General features: G+C 66.6%; 11 protein-coding genes. 2 read left to right on the top strand and 9 right to left on the bottom strand.

The window, feature by feature from the left end; genetic code table 11:
* Nucleotide 1: 1 nt before the first annotated feature.
* Both ACEN9G_RS27565 and ACEN9G_RS27560 read right to left on the bottom strand, forming a co-directional pair.
* Nucleotides 2-757, bottom strand: coding sequence for a rhamnogalacturonan acetylesterase (locus ACEN9G_RS27565; protein ID WP_483127289.1), 756 nt, complete (start codon nt 755-757; stop codon nt 2-4).
* A gap of 15 nt (nt 758-772) precedes the next feature.
* Nucleotides 773-3,562, bottom strand: coding sequence for a glycosyl hydrolase 115 family protein (locus ACEN9G_RS27560; protein WP_495605485.1), 2,790 nt, complete (start codon nt 3,560-3,562; stop codon nt 773-775).
* A 524-nt stretch (nt 3,563-4,086) separates the two neighbouring features.
* Between ACEN9G_RS27560 and ACEN9G_RS27555 the strand changes: the two genes are divergently transcribed.
* Together ACEN9G_RS27555 and ACEN9G_RS27550 are read left to right on the top strand one after the other, a co-directional pair.
* Nucleotides 4,087-6,180: a GDSL-type esterase/lipase family protein gene (locus tag ACEN9G_RS27555; protein WP_413343763.1), complete on the top strand. Its 2,094-nt coding sequence runs from the start codon at nt 4,087-4,089 to the stop codon at nt 6,178-6,180.
* A 16-nt stretch (nt 6,181-6,196) separates the two neighbouring features.
* Entirely contained in the window at nt 6,197-6,814 is a 618-nt protein-coding gene (locus ACEN9G_RS27550) for an NF038129 family PEP-CTERM protein (RefSeq protein ID WP_413343765.1), read from the top strand.
* On the opposite strand, the gene ACEN9G_RS27545 is transcribed toward ACEN9G_RS27550, so the two are convergent.
* From ACEN9G_RS27545 to ACEN9G_RS27515, 7 genes are all read right to left on the bottom strand, one after another.
* The gene (locus ACEN9G_RS27545) at nt 6,808-8,808 is read right to left on the bottom strand and encodes a glycoside hydrolase family 2 protein (RefSeq protein ID WP_483127287.1); all 2,001 of its coding nucleotides are present in this window, start codon (nt 8,806-8,808) and stop codon (nt 6,808-6,810) included. The genes ACEN9G_RS27550 and ACEN9G_RS27545 overlap by 7 nt on opposite strands.
* Nucleotides 8,809-8,875: 67 nt before the next feature.
* Nucleotides 8,876-10,245, bottom strand: a protein-coding gene (locus ACEN9G_RS27540) for an IS3 family transposase (RefSeq protein ID WP_483126724.1) whose coding sequence is annotated in 2 segments (ribosomal slippage) — nt 8,876-9,754 and nt 9,757-10,245 — 1,368 coding nt in all. Because the reading frame shifts where the segments join, the coding sequence is not laid out codon by codon here.
* A gap of 74 nt (nt 10,246-10,319) precedes the next feature.
* On the bottom strand, nt 10,320-12,104 hold the full coding sequence (locus ACEN9G_RS27535) for an IlvD/Edd family dehydratase (protein ID WP_413341722.1): 1,785 nt from the start codon (nt 12,102-12,104) through the stop codon (nt 10,320-10,322).
* A gap of 6 nt (nt 12,105-12,110) precedes the next feature.
* Nucleotides 12,111-13,001: an SMP-30/gluconolactonase/LRE family protein gene (locus tag ACEN9G_RS27530; RefSeq protein ID WP_413341720.1), complete on the bottom strand. Its 891-nt coding sequence runs from the start codon at nt 12,999-13,001 to the stop codon at nt 12,111-12,113.
* A gap of 1 nt (nt 13,002) precedes the next feature.
* Nucleotides 13,003-13,791 (bottom strand): D-xylose 1-dehydrogenase, encoded by a 789-nt coding sequence (gene xylB, locus ACEN9G_RS27525; protein WP_413341718.1) that lies wholly within the window; start codon nt 13,789-13,791, stop codon nt 13,003-13,005.
* 31 nt (nt 13,792-13,822) lie between these two features.
* Nucleotides 13,823-15,010, bottom strand: a complete 1,188-nt coding sequence (locus ACEN9G_RS27520; protein ID WP_413341716.1) for a fumarylacetoacetate hydrolase family protein — start codon at nt 15,008-15,010, stop codon at nt 13,823-13,825.
* Nucleotides 15,011-15,026: 16 nt separating this feature from the next.
* Nucleotides 15,027-17,417: a glycoside hydrolase family 3 N-terminal domain-containing protein gene (locus ACEN9G_RS27515; RefSeq protein ID WP_413341714.1), complete on the bottom strand. Its 2,391-nt coding sequence runs from the start codon at nt 17,415-17,417 to the stop codon at nt 15,027-15,029.
* Between the last annotated feature and the right edge of the window lie 15 nt (nt 17,418-17,432).

The raw sequence follows: 17,432 nt of genomic DNA, 5'->3' as shown, positions 1-17,432 counted from the left end.
GTCAGCGCGGCGGAAACTCCGCCGCCAGGTCGGGTAAGGCGTTCGTCAGCTCCCGCTCGACCATCCGCGCGAAATATGCGGCGCCCTTGCTGCCCAGGTGCGTGCGGTCGAACGCCGTCCTGGCCGGCGCGGCCGGCCCGCCCCAACCCGCCGGCCGGGGCGCCACGGCCAGCGTATCCGCCTCGTCCTGGCCCATGGCCTGGACCGCCGCGTGGCTATCCGCGTTCAAGTCCAGCACCGACACGTGTTCCTGCCGCGCCACCTTCAGCACCGCGTCCGCCCATGGGCGCAGGTTGTTGTCGAGCTGGCCGCCGACGAACGTGCGGCGCGTCAGCGGCGTGACCAGCACCGGTACCGCGCCCAGCGCCCTGGCCTCGCGGGCATAGCGCGCGATGTTGGCCGGGAATTCGGTCGCCAGGTCCGTGCTGTGTCCCGGTTTGCCCGGTTGGTCGTTGTGGCCGAACTGGATCAGCACATAGGTCGCGCGGTAGGCGGCGCTCCCGCGCAGCAGTCCCTCGACTTCGTCCCAGCGCCCTTCCCTGCGGAAGCTGGCGGAACTGCGTCCCGCGCGCGCCAGGTTGAGGCAGGTGTCGGCGACGGCTACCCGCTCGCAGAACGCATTGCCGTAGCCGCTCGTCTTCGCCATCGTCGAATCGCCGACGAGGATGAAGCGTACCGGTTTGGCCTCCACGGCATGGGCGCCGCTCCCGAGGACGGACAGGCCCAGCGCCAGTCCGATTGCAATTGATGTGCGCATGTCGCTCCTTCGTTATCATTGGTCCGGCGGGGTTCCGTAGAACTCGGGCGCGCCGTCCAGCACGACGTCGATCCGGTCCAGCACCACGCCGGGATCCAGCGCATAGACCCGCACCGTGTGCCGGCCTGGTTTCAGCCGCGGCACGGCGAGTGCGCGCAGCGCCGTATTCGACAGCACGTTGCGCTTCCATTCGTCGCTGCGGCCGATCGTGGCGTAATCGGCCACCTGGACCGGGCCGTCGTCCAGGCGGTAGGCCACGCGCAGGCCGCCGTCGCCGGTCAGCGGATGGACCGGCACGGCCACGAGGCGCAAGGTGGCGCCGCCGTCCGTCGCCGTCTCGAACGCATAGGTCAGCGGCGGCGTCTTGCCGACGTCCTGCGGCGCGCGCGGACGCAAGTCCAGCCGCACGCGCAGGGCGGCGCCGCGCGTGCCCGGGCCCGGCTGGCGTTCCCAGTCCGGGTGCGGGGCGGCGCTGCCCGCGGCGATGCTGACGATGTGCGCATGCTCGCCCGCCACGCCGGCCGGCGCGGCCGGGTCGAGGCGGACGTTCACGCGCAGCGCGCGCCCGCCGCACTCCAGCGTGAACACCGGCTTGTCCGTGCCGTCGTAACGGAGGGCGAGGCGCTGCTCGTAGCCGTTGACGGCATCGAGCACGCCCGACTGCACCGGCGCCGCGATGCCGTGCGCGCCGTCGCCCACGCGCCATGCGGCGGCCTGGCCGCCATGCGCCGCCACGGTGACGGTCCGTGTCGACGGCTCGCCCCTGACGAATACCAGCCGGCCCGCGTCCGCCGCATACGGGTACGGGTAGACGATCGAGCACCCCTTGCCCTGGTCCGGCCCGGAAGGGGGCCCATAAGCCGGCCACGCGGGTTCCGCGAACACGGGCAGGCGGCGCGGGGCCATGTCCATGAAGCGGCGCCACTTACCGCCGGCGAGCCCGTTGTAGGCAGCCGTGTCGGCGACGAGTTGCGCGTGCGCCTGGCGCGCCTCGTCCACCAGGTGCTGCGCCGACGGTCGGCCCTGGCGCGCCGACTCGGCCGCGAGGTCCAGCTTCAGGATGCGCGCATTCAGGCGCGCCGCGCCGCGCACCGGGTACAGCACCAGTTCGAAATAGGCGTCGCGCAGGGCGGCCGGGATGCGCCGCGCCAGTGACTCGGCGCGGTCCACCAGGGCCGCGTAGCGCTCCACGCGCCGCATGCCTTCCTCGCCGCCGGCCGCCATGTAGTCAGTGCGGCGGTTGGGCGTGACCGGTTCCACCTGTCCGAAGCCCATGAATTCGGGACGGCGCTCCCAGGCCAGGTCGTAGTAGTCGCGCAAGATCCGGGCGACGTCCGCCCCCTGCTCCGGGCCGAACTGGACGGCGCTCCAGTCGGCCAGGTGGCGTGCCGGGTCGGCCCCGAGCCGGCCGGCGTCGAAGGCGCTGTCGAGGAAGTACTGGACGAGGTATTCGGCCGGCTTGATGTCGCCCACGTTCACGACCCACAGCTTGCGCGCGCCCGTCGTCCACGCGCGCTGCAGCTGGTCGCGGATCAGCGCCGGATGCGTCGTGCCCAGCCACAGGTAGTCGTGCGGCCGGCCCCAGTACGAAATGTGGTAATAGATGCCCGCCCCGCCCGCGCGGCGGCGCTCGGTCGCATTGCTCAGCTGGTGCAGGTAGCCGTAGTTATCGTCCGGCCAGACCAGCGTGACGTCGTCCGGCACCTTGAGCCCGGCCTTGTAGACGTCCAGCACTTCCTTGTACAGCGTGAGCGCCTGCGGCACGCCGGCGGCCGGGCGGCCCAGGCTGCGCGCGAGGATGTCGCGCTGCAGGCGGATGGCCTCCTCCGTCGCGCCGCGCGCCTCCCCGATCGTGGCGGCGCCCTCCATCGCTGAATCGTGCACGCCGCGCAGCCCGACCGAATAGATATTCTCGCCGTCCTTCACCTCGGTCACGCGGCGGCGCCAGTAGTCCGCCATCGCGGCGCGGTTCGTGAAGAAGTTGAACGGACCGTTCTTCCCGCTGTCCCATTCGCGCACGTTGTTGCGCATCATCGGCTCGGCATGCGACGTGCCCACGACGATGGCGTAGTCGGCCGCGGTACGGGCATTGCCCTCGATCTGGTAGAAGGGCTGCGTCGAATCGTGCATCGCCGGCCAGATCAGGTTGGCCTTCAGGCGCCACATCAGCTCGAAGATGCGGGCATACGTCGCCGGGCCGATGTCGCCGGCGGGGTCGCGCGCGGCCGCCCAGGGCTGCAGGCCCCAGTCCTCGTCGTTCAGGAAGATGCCGCGGTACTGGACGGACGGTGCGGCCGACAGCCGCGGCGCGCCGTCGACCTGCGGACGCGCGTTGGCGCGCGGCGCCACGTCGGCCCACCATTCCCAGGCCGAGACGCCCAGTTCGCGGCCCAGGTCGACCACGCCATACACGGCGCCGCGCGGGTCGGAACCGGCGAGCAGCAGGATGCGCCGCCCCGCGCCGCCGTCGATGGCGACGCGCAGATACCGCTCCCACTGCCCCTGCAAAGGCGCGAGGTCGACGCCGGCCTGCCGCGCCAGCGCCTTCACGGTGGGCGAACCGGCCGTCCCGACGACGACGCACACCCGCGTGCAGGCGGACAAATCGGTCGACGTGGACGCCTCCACGCCGGCCACCGCACGCAGGTCGTGGCGCAGCAGGTCCGCGGCCAGCGTCAGGGTCCTGCTGTCGTCGTGGACGATCGCGGGCGGCTCCCCCGGCGCGGCCAGGAGGAACGGCGCGGCGCGGGCGTACGGCGCCGCGAGCACGGCGAGCAGGGCAAGAATCTGAAGGGGTAGCGGCATCGTGGACAGGGATCTGGCGCTCGGTTGAGGCGGCCGAAAGCCGGATACTAAAATATTACGATGGCAAGGCGCAAGCGTTCATGCGTCTTCTACCTATCCCGAAAATAGCGTCCGGACATGCTAAAAACGCATACGTGGACAGCGGCATCCGGCCGGTTACGACACGATTTGCTTGCATCAGCCTTACATCGACGTGACGATTTAGCAACTACATTGGTTGGACCAATTGCGGGATTTGTGAAATGGTGCAATTATCTTGTCGGACCAATTAGCAACTAAGGTCCGACCACTTTCCTCTCTCGAAGCTGGTCGGCGACGTCACGACCGCGCCCCCGGCCGGTCCACATAAAAACGGAGACTACGTTGAAACGTTCCAGCCATTTCACGACCACGCGCCTGGCGCTGACCTCCATCGCCCTGGCGGCGCTGCCCCTCGCACATCGGCCGCACGCGGGTAACCCGGGCCGAGTATGCCTTCTGACCGCCTTACGCAATCCCACTTGAGTTCAATAATAGGAGAAGAGATGAGACATTCGTTATCCGCCTGGATCGGTGCGCTGGTCCTCGCAAGCGGTGTGGCGGCATGCGGCGGGGGCGCCGCGGATCGCGATGCCGCGGCCGCTGACCGGCAGCTGGCGACGCTGGATTCGGTCGCGACCACGACGGCAACCGTCCCGACGATCCACATGCTGGGCGACTCGACGATGACGGCGTATGCGGAAGATCGCCGCCCTCAAATGGGCTGGGGCGAAGCGATGCCGCAGTTTTTCGACGCCGGGGTCAAGGTCGACAACTGGGCGCTGGGCGGGCGCAGCTCGCGCAGCTTCTACTACGAGGCTACGCGCTGGCCCGCCATCCTGCCGAAAATCGGCGCAGGCGATTACGTCATCATCCAGTTCGCCCACAACGACCAGAAATCCGGGGGGGATTACGCCCAATTCGGCACCTATGCCTTCTGCAGCGACGGGTCGAACGACGGCGAAGCCTGCGTGGGCCGTCCGGACAAGGTCGACCCGACCGTCGATATCTCGGAACACTCGTATTACCAGTTCCTGAAGAAATACGTCCAGCAGGTGCGCGCCAGGGGGGCGAATCCGATCCTGATGTCCCCGATCGTCCGCAAGTACTTCAGCGGCACGACGATTACCCCGCAAGGCCAGCACAATGTCGGCATCACGGGCGGCGAAACCGTCGCCCGGGGCGATTACGTCGCCGCGATGAAGGCGGTCGCCGCCCGGTATGCAGTCCCCTTTGTCGACATCACGGCCGAGACCAGGAAGATCGTGGAAAGCTACGGCAACGCGGCGGCGACGGCAAACCTGTACATTGCCGCGGACAGTACGCATCCGCAGGTGCTGTTTGCGAACCTGATCGCCAAGCGCGCCGTGGAAGGCTTGCGCGGGCTGGGCATACTCGCCGGCCATATGGTGCCCGTCACCTCGCTGATTGCCAGCCCGGGCACGCTCGACTGGTCGACCCGTTACGTGGGCGTGCCGGCGACGAAAACCGTCACGCTGTCCGCGTTCGACCTGATCCCGGCGCAAGGGACGATGACGATGTCCGCCCCGGCCGGTTTCGAACTCTCGCTCGATAACGCCACGTGGTCGCGCAACGTCACCGTCGACTATGCGAACGGCGCGTTTACCCAGGCGCTTTACGTCCGGTTCACCGCGAGCGAAGCGAGGATCTACGCGGGCGACGTCGGTTTCGCGATCGGCGGCGCCACCCTGCCCGCCACGATCGCCTTACGCGGAGAAGGCGTGCCGGCGGCCGGGGGAATCGCTTCGTATGCCAGCTGGTTCAAGGCTGCCTTCGCATTGGCGCCGGTGACGGACGGCCTGGTGAGCGCCGACGACGCCGTCGTGCATGGACTGGTGGCGTCGACGTCGAAGGTGATCGCGGTGGATGGGCAGGACACGACGGTGGCCCGTTATGTCGCGAACGCGCCGACGCGCGACAACAGCCAATACCTGCAGTTCGCCGTCCATGCCGGCACGGCGACCCTGTCCGTCGACACGATTTCCGCCTATCTCACCAGCAGCGGCGGATCGACGGTGGTGGCCGATATCGAGTATTCGGCGAATCCGGATTTTTCCGGCGCGACGCGGCTGAATACCAGCACATTGACGTTCGTGAAGGATACGTTCACAGCCAGGCTGAGCTATCCGGCCGTGGTGCGGGTCCCTCCGGCCGGCACCCTGTACGTCCGCATCTTTCCGTGGAATTCGGCCGGCGTCACCGGAAAAACCCTTGCCGTCTACGGCGTGACGGTGTCCGGCAGTGCGGCCAGGCCCGCCGTCGCCGATGCCACGTCCAGCTTCGCGCTGCTGCGTTCGGGACTGAGCTGGAACCGCATCACCAACAAATACAACGCGTCGATCACCCTCACCAACACCAGCGGCGCGACGCTCGCAGGGCCATTCCAGCTGGTCTTCAACAACCTCACGGGCGGGGTCACGCTCGACAACGCCACCGGCATGCGCGACGGGGCGCCTTACGTCACCATCGCCGCCACGTCGATCGCGGCCGGCGCCTCGGTGACGGTGCCGCTTTCCTACAGCAATCCGAACAAGGTTGCGATCGGCTACACGAACAGCATTTTCAACGGCAGTTTTTGAGACCAGGACCTGAACCATGTTTAATCCGAAGACTTTACTGGCACAGTGTATTTGCGGACTCGCCCTGCTTGCGCATGGCGCCGCCGACGCGGCGCCCACGTATCACGTCAGCATCGACACGAGCGGTTTTAGCGGCCAGGGGCTGATGGACTTCACCTTTCTCGCCAACGCCGGCGCGACGCCGGTCGACGCGGTGCTGACCAATTTCAGCGGCGCATACGGCGCCACGTTCGATCGCTCGCCCGCCACCACGGGCGGCTTCCCGGGCGGCATCGTCCTTGGCAATCTGAACGGCGGCAACTACCTGACCCAGTACGTGAACCTGGGCGGGTTGTTCAGCTTCGACATCAGCTTCGACGGCGCTTTCGCGGAGACCGAAAATATCGACGCATCGCAGTTCGACGCGACCCTGTACAACGACGACTTCACTGCCTATGTCGGGGCTGCCGGCAGTTTTGCCGAGTTCGTCCTGCTACCGCGGCTGAACGGTACGCCGGGCACGGTCCTGGCGTCGTCGCCGAACGGCATGGGGCGCGTCGCCGCAGCGGCCGACCTGCCCGAGCCACCCGCGCCGCTGCTGGCGCTGACGGCCCTCGCCATGCTCGGATTCGTCCGCGGCAGGCGGCGTCACTGACCGGCCGGCGCCAGGTTCCACTCGACGTCGTCGACCAGCGTCCCGGCGCTCGCCTCGATCCGGTTCGCGCCCGGCGCAAGGCGCACCTGCCAGCGCGAGATATGGCCCTCGACCGCCCGCTCGCCCAGGTCGACCCCGTTCACGCGCAGGCGCACCCGGGCCTCGTTGCTGTACACCTTGACCTCCACGTCCGCCGCGGTCCGCGTCACGGCGCGCCGCGACGTGATGTACACCATCGGCTTCTTCGACCAGTTGGCCTGGTACCAGTAATACGCATCCTTGCGCACCTTGCGGTCCATGCTGACGAGGCCCTTGTCGTTGACGCCCCGCGCGTCGCCCTCGTTGCGCCCGGCCGACGCGAAATCGAAGCCCGTCCACACATAGCTCGCCCACAGCCACGGCGCCGCCTCGATCTGGCGCCAGGCCGCCTCGTGGTACAGCGCCTGGTACTGCTCCGGGTGCCAGCGGCTGGGCGCCACGGGGCGGCGCACCGGGTCCTCCTGGTGCAGCGCGCTGCCGCCGGCGCCGTATTCGCTCAGCGACTGCGGCGTGCGCGGCCGCTTCGCATGGTTCGCCGCCAGGAACGGCGCGAGGTCCGAGAACTCCTTGTCGTACCAGCCGAAATACACATTGGACCCGACGGCATCCGTGTGCAACGCCTGCGGTCCGTCGATGGGCGCGCAGCAGTTCGCGTACGCGGTCGGCCGGCTCGCGTCCTCCGCATGCACGAGCTTCTGCATCGCGTCGAGCACGCGGCCGCTCACCTCGTCGACCTTGTAGATCTCGTTCCCGAGTCCCCACACGAACACGGACGGGTGATTGAAATTCTGGCGCACGAGCTCGCGCGCCTGCTGCGCCGCATTGGCCGCGAACGCATCGCTCGCGCCCACTTCCGACGTCAACGGCAGTTCGGTCCACACGAGGAACCCCTTGCGGTCCGAGAGCGCGTAACTGTGTTCGTTGTGCTGGTAGTGGGCAAAGCGCAGGCCCGTGACACCGAGTTCTTCCAGGATGCGGTAGTCGGCGTCGATGTCCGCATCGTCCACCGCCGTCCCCTTGCCCGGCACATACGTCAGGTGCACGTTCACGCCGTGCACGGGGTACGGCTTCCCGTTCAGCAGCAGGCCGCGGTCCGGATCCAGCTGCACGGTCCGGATGCCGACCTCGTTGTCCACACGGTCGAGCACCGCGTCCGCACGGGCCACCGTCACTTCGCTCGTGTACAGGTAAGGATCCTCGACGCCCTGCCACAGGTGCGGGCTGGCCAGCGCAGCATCCAGCTCGACCGGCACGACGGCGCGCGCGGGCAGCGCGGCGGACCGCTGCGCCGTCGCCACGACCTTGCCGGCCGCATCGCGCAGGCGGGCCGTGACGACGACGTTCTCCGCGCGCGGGCGGTCGTTCGCGACGCGCACGCGCCAGTGCGGACGCGTCGCCTCGGGTGTATTGAAATACACGCCCGGGCCGCCCGCATCGAGCATGTCGACGTGCACGTCGGCCGTCGTCACGAGCCGCACGCGCCGGTACAGGCCGCCGTACAGCGTGTAGTCGCCACCGAGCGGCGCGACGTCCGGCTGGCGCGTGTTGTCGACGCGGACCAGCAGCACGTTGGCGCCGGCCCGCAGCTGGTCCGTGACGTCGAAGCGGAAGCGCGCGAAGCCGCCTTCGTGGCGGCCGATGCGCGTGCCGTTCAGCCAGACGTCCGTCGACAGTGCGGCGCCGTCGAATTCGAGATACGTGCGCCCTCCTTTGACGGCAGGCGCCGTGAGCGTGCGCCGGTACCAGCCCGCGCCGCGATAGGGATTCGGCGACGTGCCGTCGTCCGCGTTGAACGTGTGGGGCAGCGCGACGGCGGTCCAGCCAACCGGCGCGCCCTTGGCGAATTCCCAGCCGTCGTCCAGCGCGGTGACGGTACGGGGTGCCGCCTGGACGGAGGCGACACAGGAAAGGGCCAGGACGAGCACCCGGCAAATACGGATCATGGTAGCGTGCATCTAGGGCTCCAAAATGAAAAAAGGGCCCGCGAATGAACTGACCCCGTAAAGTTGGACGGTTAGTTTGCTAGGCAGCCAAGGCCTGAGTTCTGTATTGCACAGGACTCAGGCCTTTTAGTTTGAGTTTGATACGGTCGTGATTGTAATAATGGATGTACTCAACCAGGCCATCCCGTAACGCATCGACGCTGTCGAATTTGTTCAGGTAGAAGAACTCTGACTTGAGCACCCCGAAGAAGCTTTCCATGGCCGCGTTGTCATGGCAGTTGCCTTTGCGCGACATGCTCTGCACGAGTTCCCGCTCCCGAAGCTGATGCTGGTAAGCCGGCATCCGATACTGCCATCCTTGGTCGCTGTGAAGCAGTGGCTTCTCATGAGGCTGCAGCTTGGCCAAGGCTTTCTTGAGCATTGAGCTCACCATGTCGAAGACGGGACGCTTGTTCATTTCGAAGGAAATGATTTCGCCGTTGTACAGGTCCAGCACGGGCGAGAGGTACAGCTTCTCGCCGACGACGTTGAACTCGGTCACGTCCGTCACCCACTTCCGATTGGCGGCATCAGCCTTGAATTGGCGTTGCAGTTCATTGGGCGCAGCTTGCCCCACTTCGCCCTTGAACGAGCGGTACTTCTTCGGTCGCACGAGCGATTTCAGCCCCAGTAATCCCATCAAACGCTGGACGAGCTTATGGTTGACTGGACTGCCTGACTGGCGAATCGCGGCGGTAACGCGTCGGTAGCCATAACGTCCCTTGTGGCGTTCGAAGACAGCTTTGATTGTCTCTTTCAGCTTCCCGTACTTGTCCTCCTGTCGCAGCAAACCCTGCTGATAATAGAAGGTGCTGCGCGGGAGCTGCGCCAGCTTGAGCAAACTGGCGATCGGGAACTGCTGCCTTAGTTCTTGCACTACTTGCGCTTTTTGCGCGGCGCTTGCTTTGGCCGGGCTTGAACTAAGGCCTGCAACTTTTTTACGTAAGCTAGCTCCATACGCAGTTGATTTACCTCGGCCAGCAAATCCTCGCGGCTGCGCTTGTCGTCATCCGGAGCCTGATCCGGCTTACTTGTGTCTGACGCCGTCATCGGCCTGGGTCTTCCTCTACGGCGTGGTTTCAACGCCTCGATGCCGCCCTCCTGGTACGCACGCTCCCACATGCTAACCATCGCATAACTGCGAATATCGAATCTGGCGGCAGTTTGATTAATCGAGAGCCGATTGTCCCACATGTGCTGCAACACAGACAGCTTGTACTCAGCGCTGTATCCGCTGGACTTCTTGCGCAAACCTGCCCCGCCGTGGAGCTGGTAGGCCGCGACCCACCGCTGCAAAATGACATGGCTACTTAACCCGTGCCGTCTTCCGATCGCACGGTAGCCTTCAGATGTGTCCGCTAGATAGTCCTGGACAACGGCGAGTTTGAACTGCTCGCTGTACTTGGCCATGAAAAAACCCCAAAAGTTGGTGTCCAACTTTTGGGGTTCAGTTCACGAACGGGCCCTTTCAGGGATGGTGACGATCAGTGGTTATGGCGCGGCATGTCGTGGCCGACGTCGCGGTACTGCAGGGCCATCTCCATTACGGCGCCCGTGTGCAGCTGGCCGACAGTCGCACGGTAGATCTGCTGCCACGGCGTCTGGTTGCCCGGAATCGGCGGCGGCGCGTCCTTGCGGCGCGCTTCCAGTTCCTCGTCGGAGATCAGCACGTTGCAGCTGCCCGTGTTCAGGTCCACGCGCACGCGGTCACCCGTGCGCAGCAGCGCCAGGTTGCCGCCCGCCGCGCTTTCCGGCGACGCGTTCAGGATCGACGGGCTGTCCGACGTGCCGGACTGGCGGCCGTCGCCCAGCGTGGGCAGCGCGTTGATACCCTTCTTGATCAGTGCATCGGGCGGTTGCATGTTGACGACTTCCGCCGAACCGGGCCAGCCCACCGGACCCGAACCGCGGATCACCAGCATCGTGTTTTCGTCGATGCCGAGCGCCGGATCGTTGATGCGGTGGTGGTAATCGTCCGAACCGTCGAACACGACGACCTTGCACTCGAACGCGTTTTCCGAGCCCGGCGCCGACAGGTAGCGCTGGCGGAAGGCGTCCGAGATCACGCTCGTCTTCATGATCGCGAAGTCGAACAGGTTGCCCTTCAGGACCATGAAGCCGGCCTTCTGCTTCAGCGGCTGATCGAACGGGGTGATCATTTCGCGATCAATGCTTTCGCGGCCGACGAGGTTCTCGGCCATCGTCTTGCCGGTGACGGTCTGGCGCTTCGAGCGCAGCAGGCCTTTCTGCTCCAGCTCCCACATGATGGCGGGCGTGCCGCCGGCGCGGTGGTAACGCTCGCCGAGGTATTTGCCGGCCGGCTGCATGTTCAGCAGCAGCGGCACGTCGTAGCCGTATTCCATCCAGTCTTCCGGCGTGATTTCGACGCCGGCGTGACGGGCCATCGCGACGATGTGCGGCTGCGCGTTGCTCGAACCGCCGATCGCGGCGTTGACGACGATCGCGTCGATGAACGCGTCGCGCGACAGGATCTGCGACGGACGCAGGTCTTCGAACGCCATGCCGACGATGCGCTTGCCGGTCTCGTACGCCATCTGGCCGCGCTCGCGGTACGGCGCCGGGATGGCCGAGCAGCCCGTCAGCGACATGCCCAGCGCTTCGGCGATGGCGTTCATCGTCGACGCGGTGCCCATCGTGTTGCAGTGGCCGGCCGACGGTGCCGATGCGGTCGCGATGTCGATGAATTTCTTCTCGTCGATCTCGCCCGCGGCGAGGCGGCGGCGGCCCTTCCAGATCGCGGCGCCGGAGCCGACCAGTTCACCTTCGAACCAGCCGTCCAGCATCGGACCGCCGGACAGCACGATCGCGGGGATGTCGACGGTGGCGGCGGCCATCAGCTGGGCCGGCGTCGTCTTGTCGCAGCCGGTCGTCAGCACGACGGCGTCGATCGGGTAGCCGTGCAGGATCTCGACGAGGCCCAGGTAGGCCAGGTTGCGGTCCAGCGCCGCGGTCGGACGGCGGCAGTTCTCGAAGATCGGATGCAGCGGGAATTCCATCGGGATGCCGCCGGCGTCGCGGATGCCGTCGCGCACGCGCTTGGCCAGGTCCAGGTGGATGCGGTTGCACGGCGAGATGTCGCTGCCGCTCTGGGCGATGCCGATGATCGGCTTGCCGGAGCGGAGTTCCTCGGGGGTGATGCCGTAGTTCATGAAGCGCTCGAGGTAGAGCGCGGTCATGTCGATGCGCTCTTCGTTATCGAACCAGTCCTGCGACCGGAAGCGCTTCGGTTTGCTGTTCTGTTGTGTCATTCCGTATTACTCCTGCAGCCGCAGCACGTGGTGCGGCAATCCGGCCGTCTCGGCGCGGAAGGTGAACAGCGCGCCCGCGAGCGGCTGCTGGGCCAGTTCCTCGGCCGTCAGGCCCTTGCGCGCCGACGTCGCGTACACGGTGCGCAGGTCGTCGCCGGCAAAGGCCAGTTTGGTGATGTTCGAGCAGGGGAAGCGCACTTCGCCCACCTTCTCGCCTTGCGGATTGCGGCGTTCGATGCGCCAGCCGCGGAACACCGCGATCCACACATAACCCTCGGCGTCGACCGCCATCCCGTCCGGCCAGCCGCCGTCGGTGATCTCTGCGAACAGGCGCTTGTTCGCCAGGCTGCCGTCTTCCGCCAGGTCGAAAGCATACACCCGTTTATCGAGCGTGTCGGTGTGATACAGCGTGCGTCCGTCCGGGCTCACGGCCGGGCCGTTCGTGATGATGTAGCCGTCGTCCATGCGTACGACGCGCGTGCCGTCGAAACGGTACAGGACACCCGACGGCGCTTCTTCCGCATCGTCCATCGAACCGAACCACAAACGGCCCTGCGCGTCGACGTGGCCGTCGTTGAAGCGGTTGCCCGTCACGTCCGCCTCGACCTTCGCGAACGGGACGAACTCGCCGGTCGCTTCCACGAAGCGGTACAGGCCATCTTCGAGCGACACGACGAGACCGCCGTCCGACGCCCGCACGACGAAGCTCACCTGGCCCGGTGCGTCCCAGCTCTGCCGGTTGCCGCCGTCGGCGTCGCAGCGGTGCAGGCGCTTGCCCTTGATGTCGACGAACCACACCTGCCTGGCCGGGGCATCCCACAGGACGCCCTCGCCCAGCGTCGCGCCGACTTCCCACAATGGGGTGGGTTGCGTGGCGATCGTGGGGTTATTTTCCATCTTATGCGCCATACCAGCCCGCGTCGACGAAGTATTCACGGCCGGAGATGTGACGCGCATTGTTCGACGCCAGGAACAGCGCCAGCGCGGCCACGTCTTCCATCTCGACGCGCTCGGGGATGCACTGGCCGGCCAGGATGCGCGCTTCCTCATCCGGGTTGTGCCACAGCGCCTTCTGGCGCGGCGTGACGACGGCGCCCGGGACGACCGTGACGGCACGGATGCCGTGCGGGCCGAATTCGCGCGCCATGTTGCGGGTCATGCCTTCGATGGCGGCCTTCGCCATCATGTACAGGCCCAGTTGCGTGTGCGGCAGGTGCCACGAGATCGAACCGAAGTTCAGGAGCACGCCGTACTTGCGCGCCTTCATGCCCGGGATGACGGCCTGCGCGCAGAAGTACTGGTGGCGCAGGTTCACGTTCATGCGGCTTTCCCAGTACGCCGGCGTCACGTTCTCGATGTCGTGGCGGTCGTCGTTGGCCGCGTTGTTCAGCAGGATGTCGACGCCGCCCGCTTCCTCGTCGATGCGCGCGAAGGTCGCCTTCAGCTCGTCGAGGTTGGTCAGGTCGCACTTGATGAACTTCGGCGCGATGCGCGAGTTGGCCAGCGACGCTTCCAGGGAACGCGACGCTTCCTCGGCGATGTCGAGGAAGTAGACACGGGCGCCCTGGCCGGCGAAGGCCGTGGTCAGCTCGGCGCCGATGCCGCTGCCGCCGCCGGTGATGACGACGCGCTTGCCGGCGAGGTCGGGGAACGTGGCGTAGACGAATGCTTGGTTTTGTTCAGACATGTAATTCTCGTTGTAATCAAGGAGGCGCGGCTCAAGCCGCGCCAGAGGACAGCAGGCCGCGCTGGGCCAGGTTGGCGTACAGTGCACGCACGCCGAAGGTCCACGGTGCGATCTGGTCGCTGCGCTGGACGGTATTGACCAGCGTGCCCAGCGACGGCGTGGAGATGCTCACGCGGTCTCCCGCGTGGTGGGTAAAGCCGCCGCCTTGCGCGTCGCGGTCCTTGATCGGCGAGAACATCGTACCGAGGAACAGCATGAAGCCGTCCGGGTACTGGTGGTGCTTGCCGCAGGTCTGGCGCACGAGGTCCAGCGGGTCGCGGCTGATCTCGCGCATGAAGCTGGCGCCGGCCAGTTCGAAGTTGTCGTCGACGCCTTCGATCTGCATGCGCACTTCCGCGTTGCGCAGCGTGTCGATGTCGAAGTCGCCGTCGAACAGGCGGATGAACGGGCCGATGGCGCACGAGCCGTTGTTGTCCTTCGCCTTACCGAGCAGTAGCGCGCTGCGGCCTTCGATGTCGCGCAGGTTGACGTCGTTGCCCAGCGTGGCGCCGACCACTTGCGCGCGGCTGTTCACGGCCAGGACGATTTCCGGTTCCGGATTGTTCCAGTGCGACGACGGGTGCAGGCCGACGGCCGCGCCGTGGCCGACCGCCGACATCGGCTGCGACTTGGTGAACACTTCCGCGTCCGGGCCGATGCCCACTTCCATGTACTGCGACCACATGCCGCGTGCCGACAGGTCCGCCTTCAGGCGCATGGCAGCTTCGCCGCCCGGTTCCAGTTCCGACAGGTTCGTGCCGATGGTTTCCTGCAGCTGCTGGCGCAGCGCCGCCGCGCGGGCCGGGTCGCCCTTGGCCTGTTCCTCGATCACGCGCTCCAGCAGGCTGACGGCGAACGTGACGCCGCATGCCTTGATCGCCTGCAGGTCGCACGGGGCCAGCAGGCGCACCGCGTTGCCTTCGTCACCGGCCAGCGCGGCGGCGACCAGCGCGTTGACGTCGCCCAGGTCCTCGCCTTCCGCGCCGCGCACGATGGCGACCAGGTCGTCGCGCTCGAGCAGTTCGGACACGGTCGGCGCGTGGCGGGTGATATCGATTACACGACCGTTACGGACGGCCACTACGGCCGGGCCATTGGTCGGAGCTGAACGCCAGACGCGGCCGACCATCAAGGCCTGGTCGAGGTCCTGGGGCAGCGGGTTGGCTTGGGTAGCTGTCATGTCTTGTCTCTCTTGGTTATGCCACCGTCAGGGTCGCCTTCTTCAGGTCGACGCTGTTCGGTCCTGCGAAAATGGTGAACGTCCCCGGTTCCACGACGCGTTTCATGTCGGCGTTGTAGAACCACAGGTCGGTCGGTTTGATGTCGAAGGTGACCGTGCGCTTTTCGCCCGGCTCCAGCGTCACGCGCTGGAAGCCCTTCAGTTCGAGCAGCGGACGGGTGACGGAGCTGACGTCGTCGCGGATGTACATCTGCACGACTTCGTCGCCGCGCACGGCGCCCGTGTTCCGCACGTCCACTTGTACCTGGGTCGTGCCATTCGTCGCGATCCGGTCCTTCGTGAGGCGCGGTGCGGAGATGTCGAAGCGGGTGTACGACAGGCCGTAGCCGAACGGGTACAGCGGCGTGGTCACGTCGTCGATGTAGCCGCGGCGGCTGCTCGGCTTGCGGTTGTAGAACATCGGCAGCTGGCCGACGTTGCGCGCGATGGTGACGGGCAGCTTGCCGCCCGGGTTCGCGCGGCCGAAGATCAGGTCGGCGACGGCGTGGCCCGTTTCCTGCCCCATGTACCAGCATTCCATCAGCGCATCCGCGCGTTCGGCCAGGTAGTTCACGGACAGCGGACGGCCGTTCAGCAGCAGCACGACGGTCGGCTTGTTCAGCGCGAAGATGGCGCGGGCCAGGTCGTTCTGCTGGCCGATCAGGTCGAGCGTGGTGCGGTCGCCCAGATGGTTGTCGGCCCACGCTTCACGCGCGGTCTGCTCGTTGTCGCCCAGGACCATGACGATGGTGTCGGCCTTCTTCGCCGCTTCCACCGCCTCCGCGATCAGGCGCGCATTGACTTCCGGCTTGGTCCAGACGATTTCGTCCTGGCCCCACACGTGGCCTTCCGTCAGCCGCACGCCTTCCGAATAATCCAGCGTGAAGCCGCCGGCCTGCGCTTCCTTCTGCAGCGCCTCGTACACGGAGACGACGTGGCGCGGCTTGTCGGAATAGCCGCCGATCGGCGTGTCCTTCGCGTGGGTGCCCACCAGCAGCAGCTTGCCGACCTTGTTCGGCGCGAGCGGCAACAAACCCTTGTCGTTTTTCAGCAGGACCGCGGTGCGTTGGGCTGCCTTGCGCGCGAGGGCGATGGCTTCCGGCGTCGCGGTGCGGGCTGCTGCCTGGTCGGCGTCCGCGTACGGGTTCTCGAACAGGCCCGCGTCGAATTTCCAGCGCAGGATGCGGCGCACGACGGCGTCGAGTTCCTTCGTCGTGATCTTGCCTTCCTTGACCAGTTCGTCCAGCGCGGCGAAGCCGGCGGGGTCCGGCGTCTCGATGTCGACGCCGGCCTTGAATGCGCGCAGGCCGCCTTCCTTCACCGAGCCGACCAGGTGGTGGCGGCTGCCCAGTTCCGCGACCGCCATGTAGTCGGACACGGTCAGGCCCTGGAAGCCCCATTCCTTGCGCAGCACGTCCGTCAGCAGCCAGCGGTTGGCATGCGACGGGACGCCGTCGATCTCGTTATACGACGGCATCACGGCCGCGATCTTCGTTTCCTTGATGATCTTCTCGAACGGCGGGAAGAAGTCTTCGCGCAGCGCGCGTTCGCCCACGTTCGCCGGACCGATGTTGGTGCCCGATTCGGGCTGGCCGTGGCCCGTCATGTGCTTCAGCGTGGCAAAGACCTTGTCCTGCGCCAGCGGCAGCGTGTTGCCCGAGAAGCCCAGCACGGCCGCCTTGCCCATGACGCCGCACACGTGCGGGTCTTCGCCATAGGTCTCTTCGATACGGCCCCAGCGCGGCTCGCGCGCCACGTCGACGACCGGCGCCAGCGCCAGGTTGGCGCCGCGTGCGCGCATTTCCTTCGCGGCGAGCGAGAAGATCTGCTCGACGAGTTGCGGATCGAACGTGGAGGCCAGGCCGATCGCCTGCGGGAAGCTGGTCGCTTCCGGCGCCACGTAGCCGTGCAGCGATTCCTCGTGCATGAAGACGGGGATGCCCAGGCGCGTGTTTTCCATCGCCCACTTCTGCACGGCGTTCACGTAGTCCGCCGTTTCCTTCGGGCCGCGGTTGCCGACGGCGCCCGAGTTGCCGGCATTGTTGTCCGCACCGATCTGGCGGTCGGACGGGCGCGCGAACATGCCCATGCCGTGCGGGTGGACTTTTGCCGCCTTCTCGGCGTTGAAGCTCGTATCGTCGTTCTGGAGATCCTTCTTCGTCAACCAGATGCATTGCAGCTGCGCGATTTTTTCATCGACCGTCATGCGACCCAGCAGGTCTTCCACGCGCGCCGCGACGGGCGCGTTCGCCTGCTTGTAGACCGGTGCGCCCCCTTTGGCGGCTTTTGCCGCCAGCGCGCCCGGCACGACTGCCATGCCGGCCGCGCCCCCAACGGTGGCCAGAAACTCTCTGCGTTTGATACCCATCGACTTATGTCTCCT

It is taken from the genome of Massilia sp. Masssp94, from assembly GCF_059491305.1.
The sequence above is the reverse complement of the archived record's forward strand: the minus strand, read 5'-3'. Positions and strand labels throughout refer to the sequence as shown.

Bases quoted from the DNA above. Each gene is read 5' to 3' on its own strand.
- ACEN9G_RS27565 (WP_483127289.1), bottom strand. From the start codon at position 757: ATGCGCACATCAATTGCAATCGGACTGGCGCTGGGCCTGTCCGTCCTC.
- ACEN9G_RS27560 (WP_495605485.1), bottom strand. From the start codon at position 3,562: ATGCCGCTACCCCTTCAGATTCTTGCCCTGCTCGCCGTGCTCGCGGCG.
- ACEN9G_RS27555 (WP_413343763.1), top strand. From the start codon at position 4,087: ATGAGACATTCGTTATCCGCCTGGATCGGTGCGCTGGTCCTCGCAAGC.
- ACEN9G_RS27550 (WP_413343765.1), top strand. From the start codon at position 6,197: ATGTTTAATCCGAAGACTTTACTGGCACAGTGTATTTGCGGACTCGCC.
- ACEN9G_RS27545 (WP_483127287.1), bottom strand. From the start codon at position 8,808: ATGCACGCTACCATGATCCGTATTTGCCGGGTGCTCGTCCTGGCCCTT.
- ACEN9G_RS27535 (WP_413341722.1), bottom strand. From the start codon at position 12,104: ATGACACAACAGAACAGCAAACCGAAGCGCTTCCGGTCGCAGGACTGG.
- ACEN9G_RS27530 (WP_413341720.1), bottom strand. From the start codon at position 13,001: ATGGAAAATAACCCCACGATCGCCACGCAACCCACCCCATTGTGGGAA.
- xylB (WP_413341718.1), bottom strand. From the start codon at position 13,791: ATGTCTGAACAAAACCAAGCATTCGTCTACGCCACGTTCCCCGACCTC.
- ACEN9G_RS27520 (WP_413341716.1), bottom strand. From the start codon at position 15,010: ATGACAGCTACCCAAGCCAACCCGCTGCCCCAGGACCTCGACCAGGCC.
- ACEN9G_RS27515 (WP_413341714.1), bottom strand. From the start codon at position 17,417: ATGGGTATCAAACGCAGAGAGTTTCTGGCCACCGTTGGGGGCGCGGCC.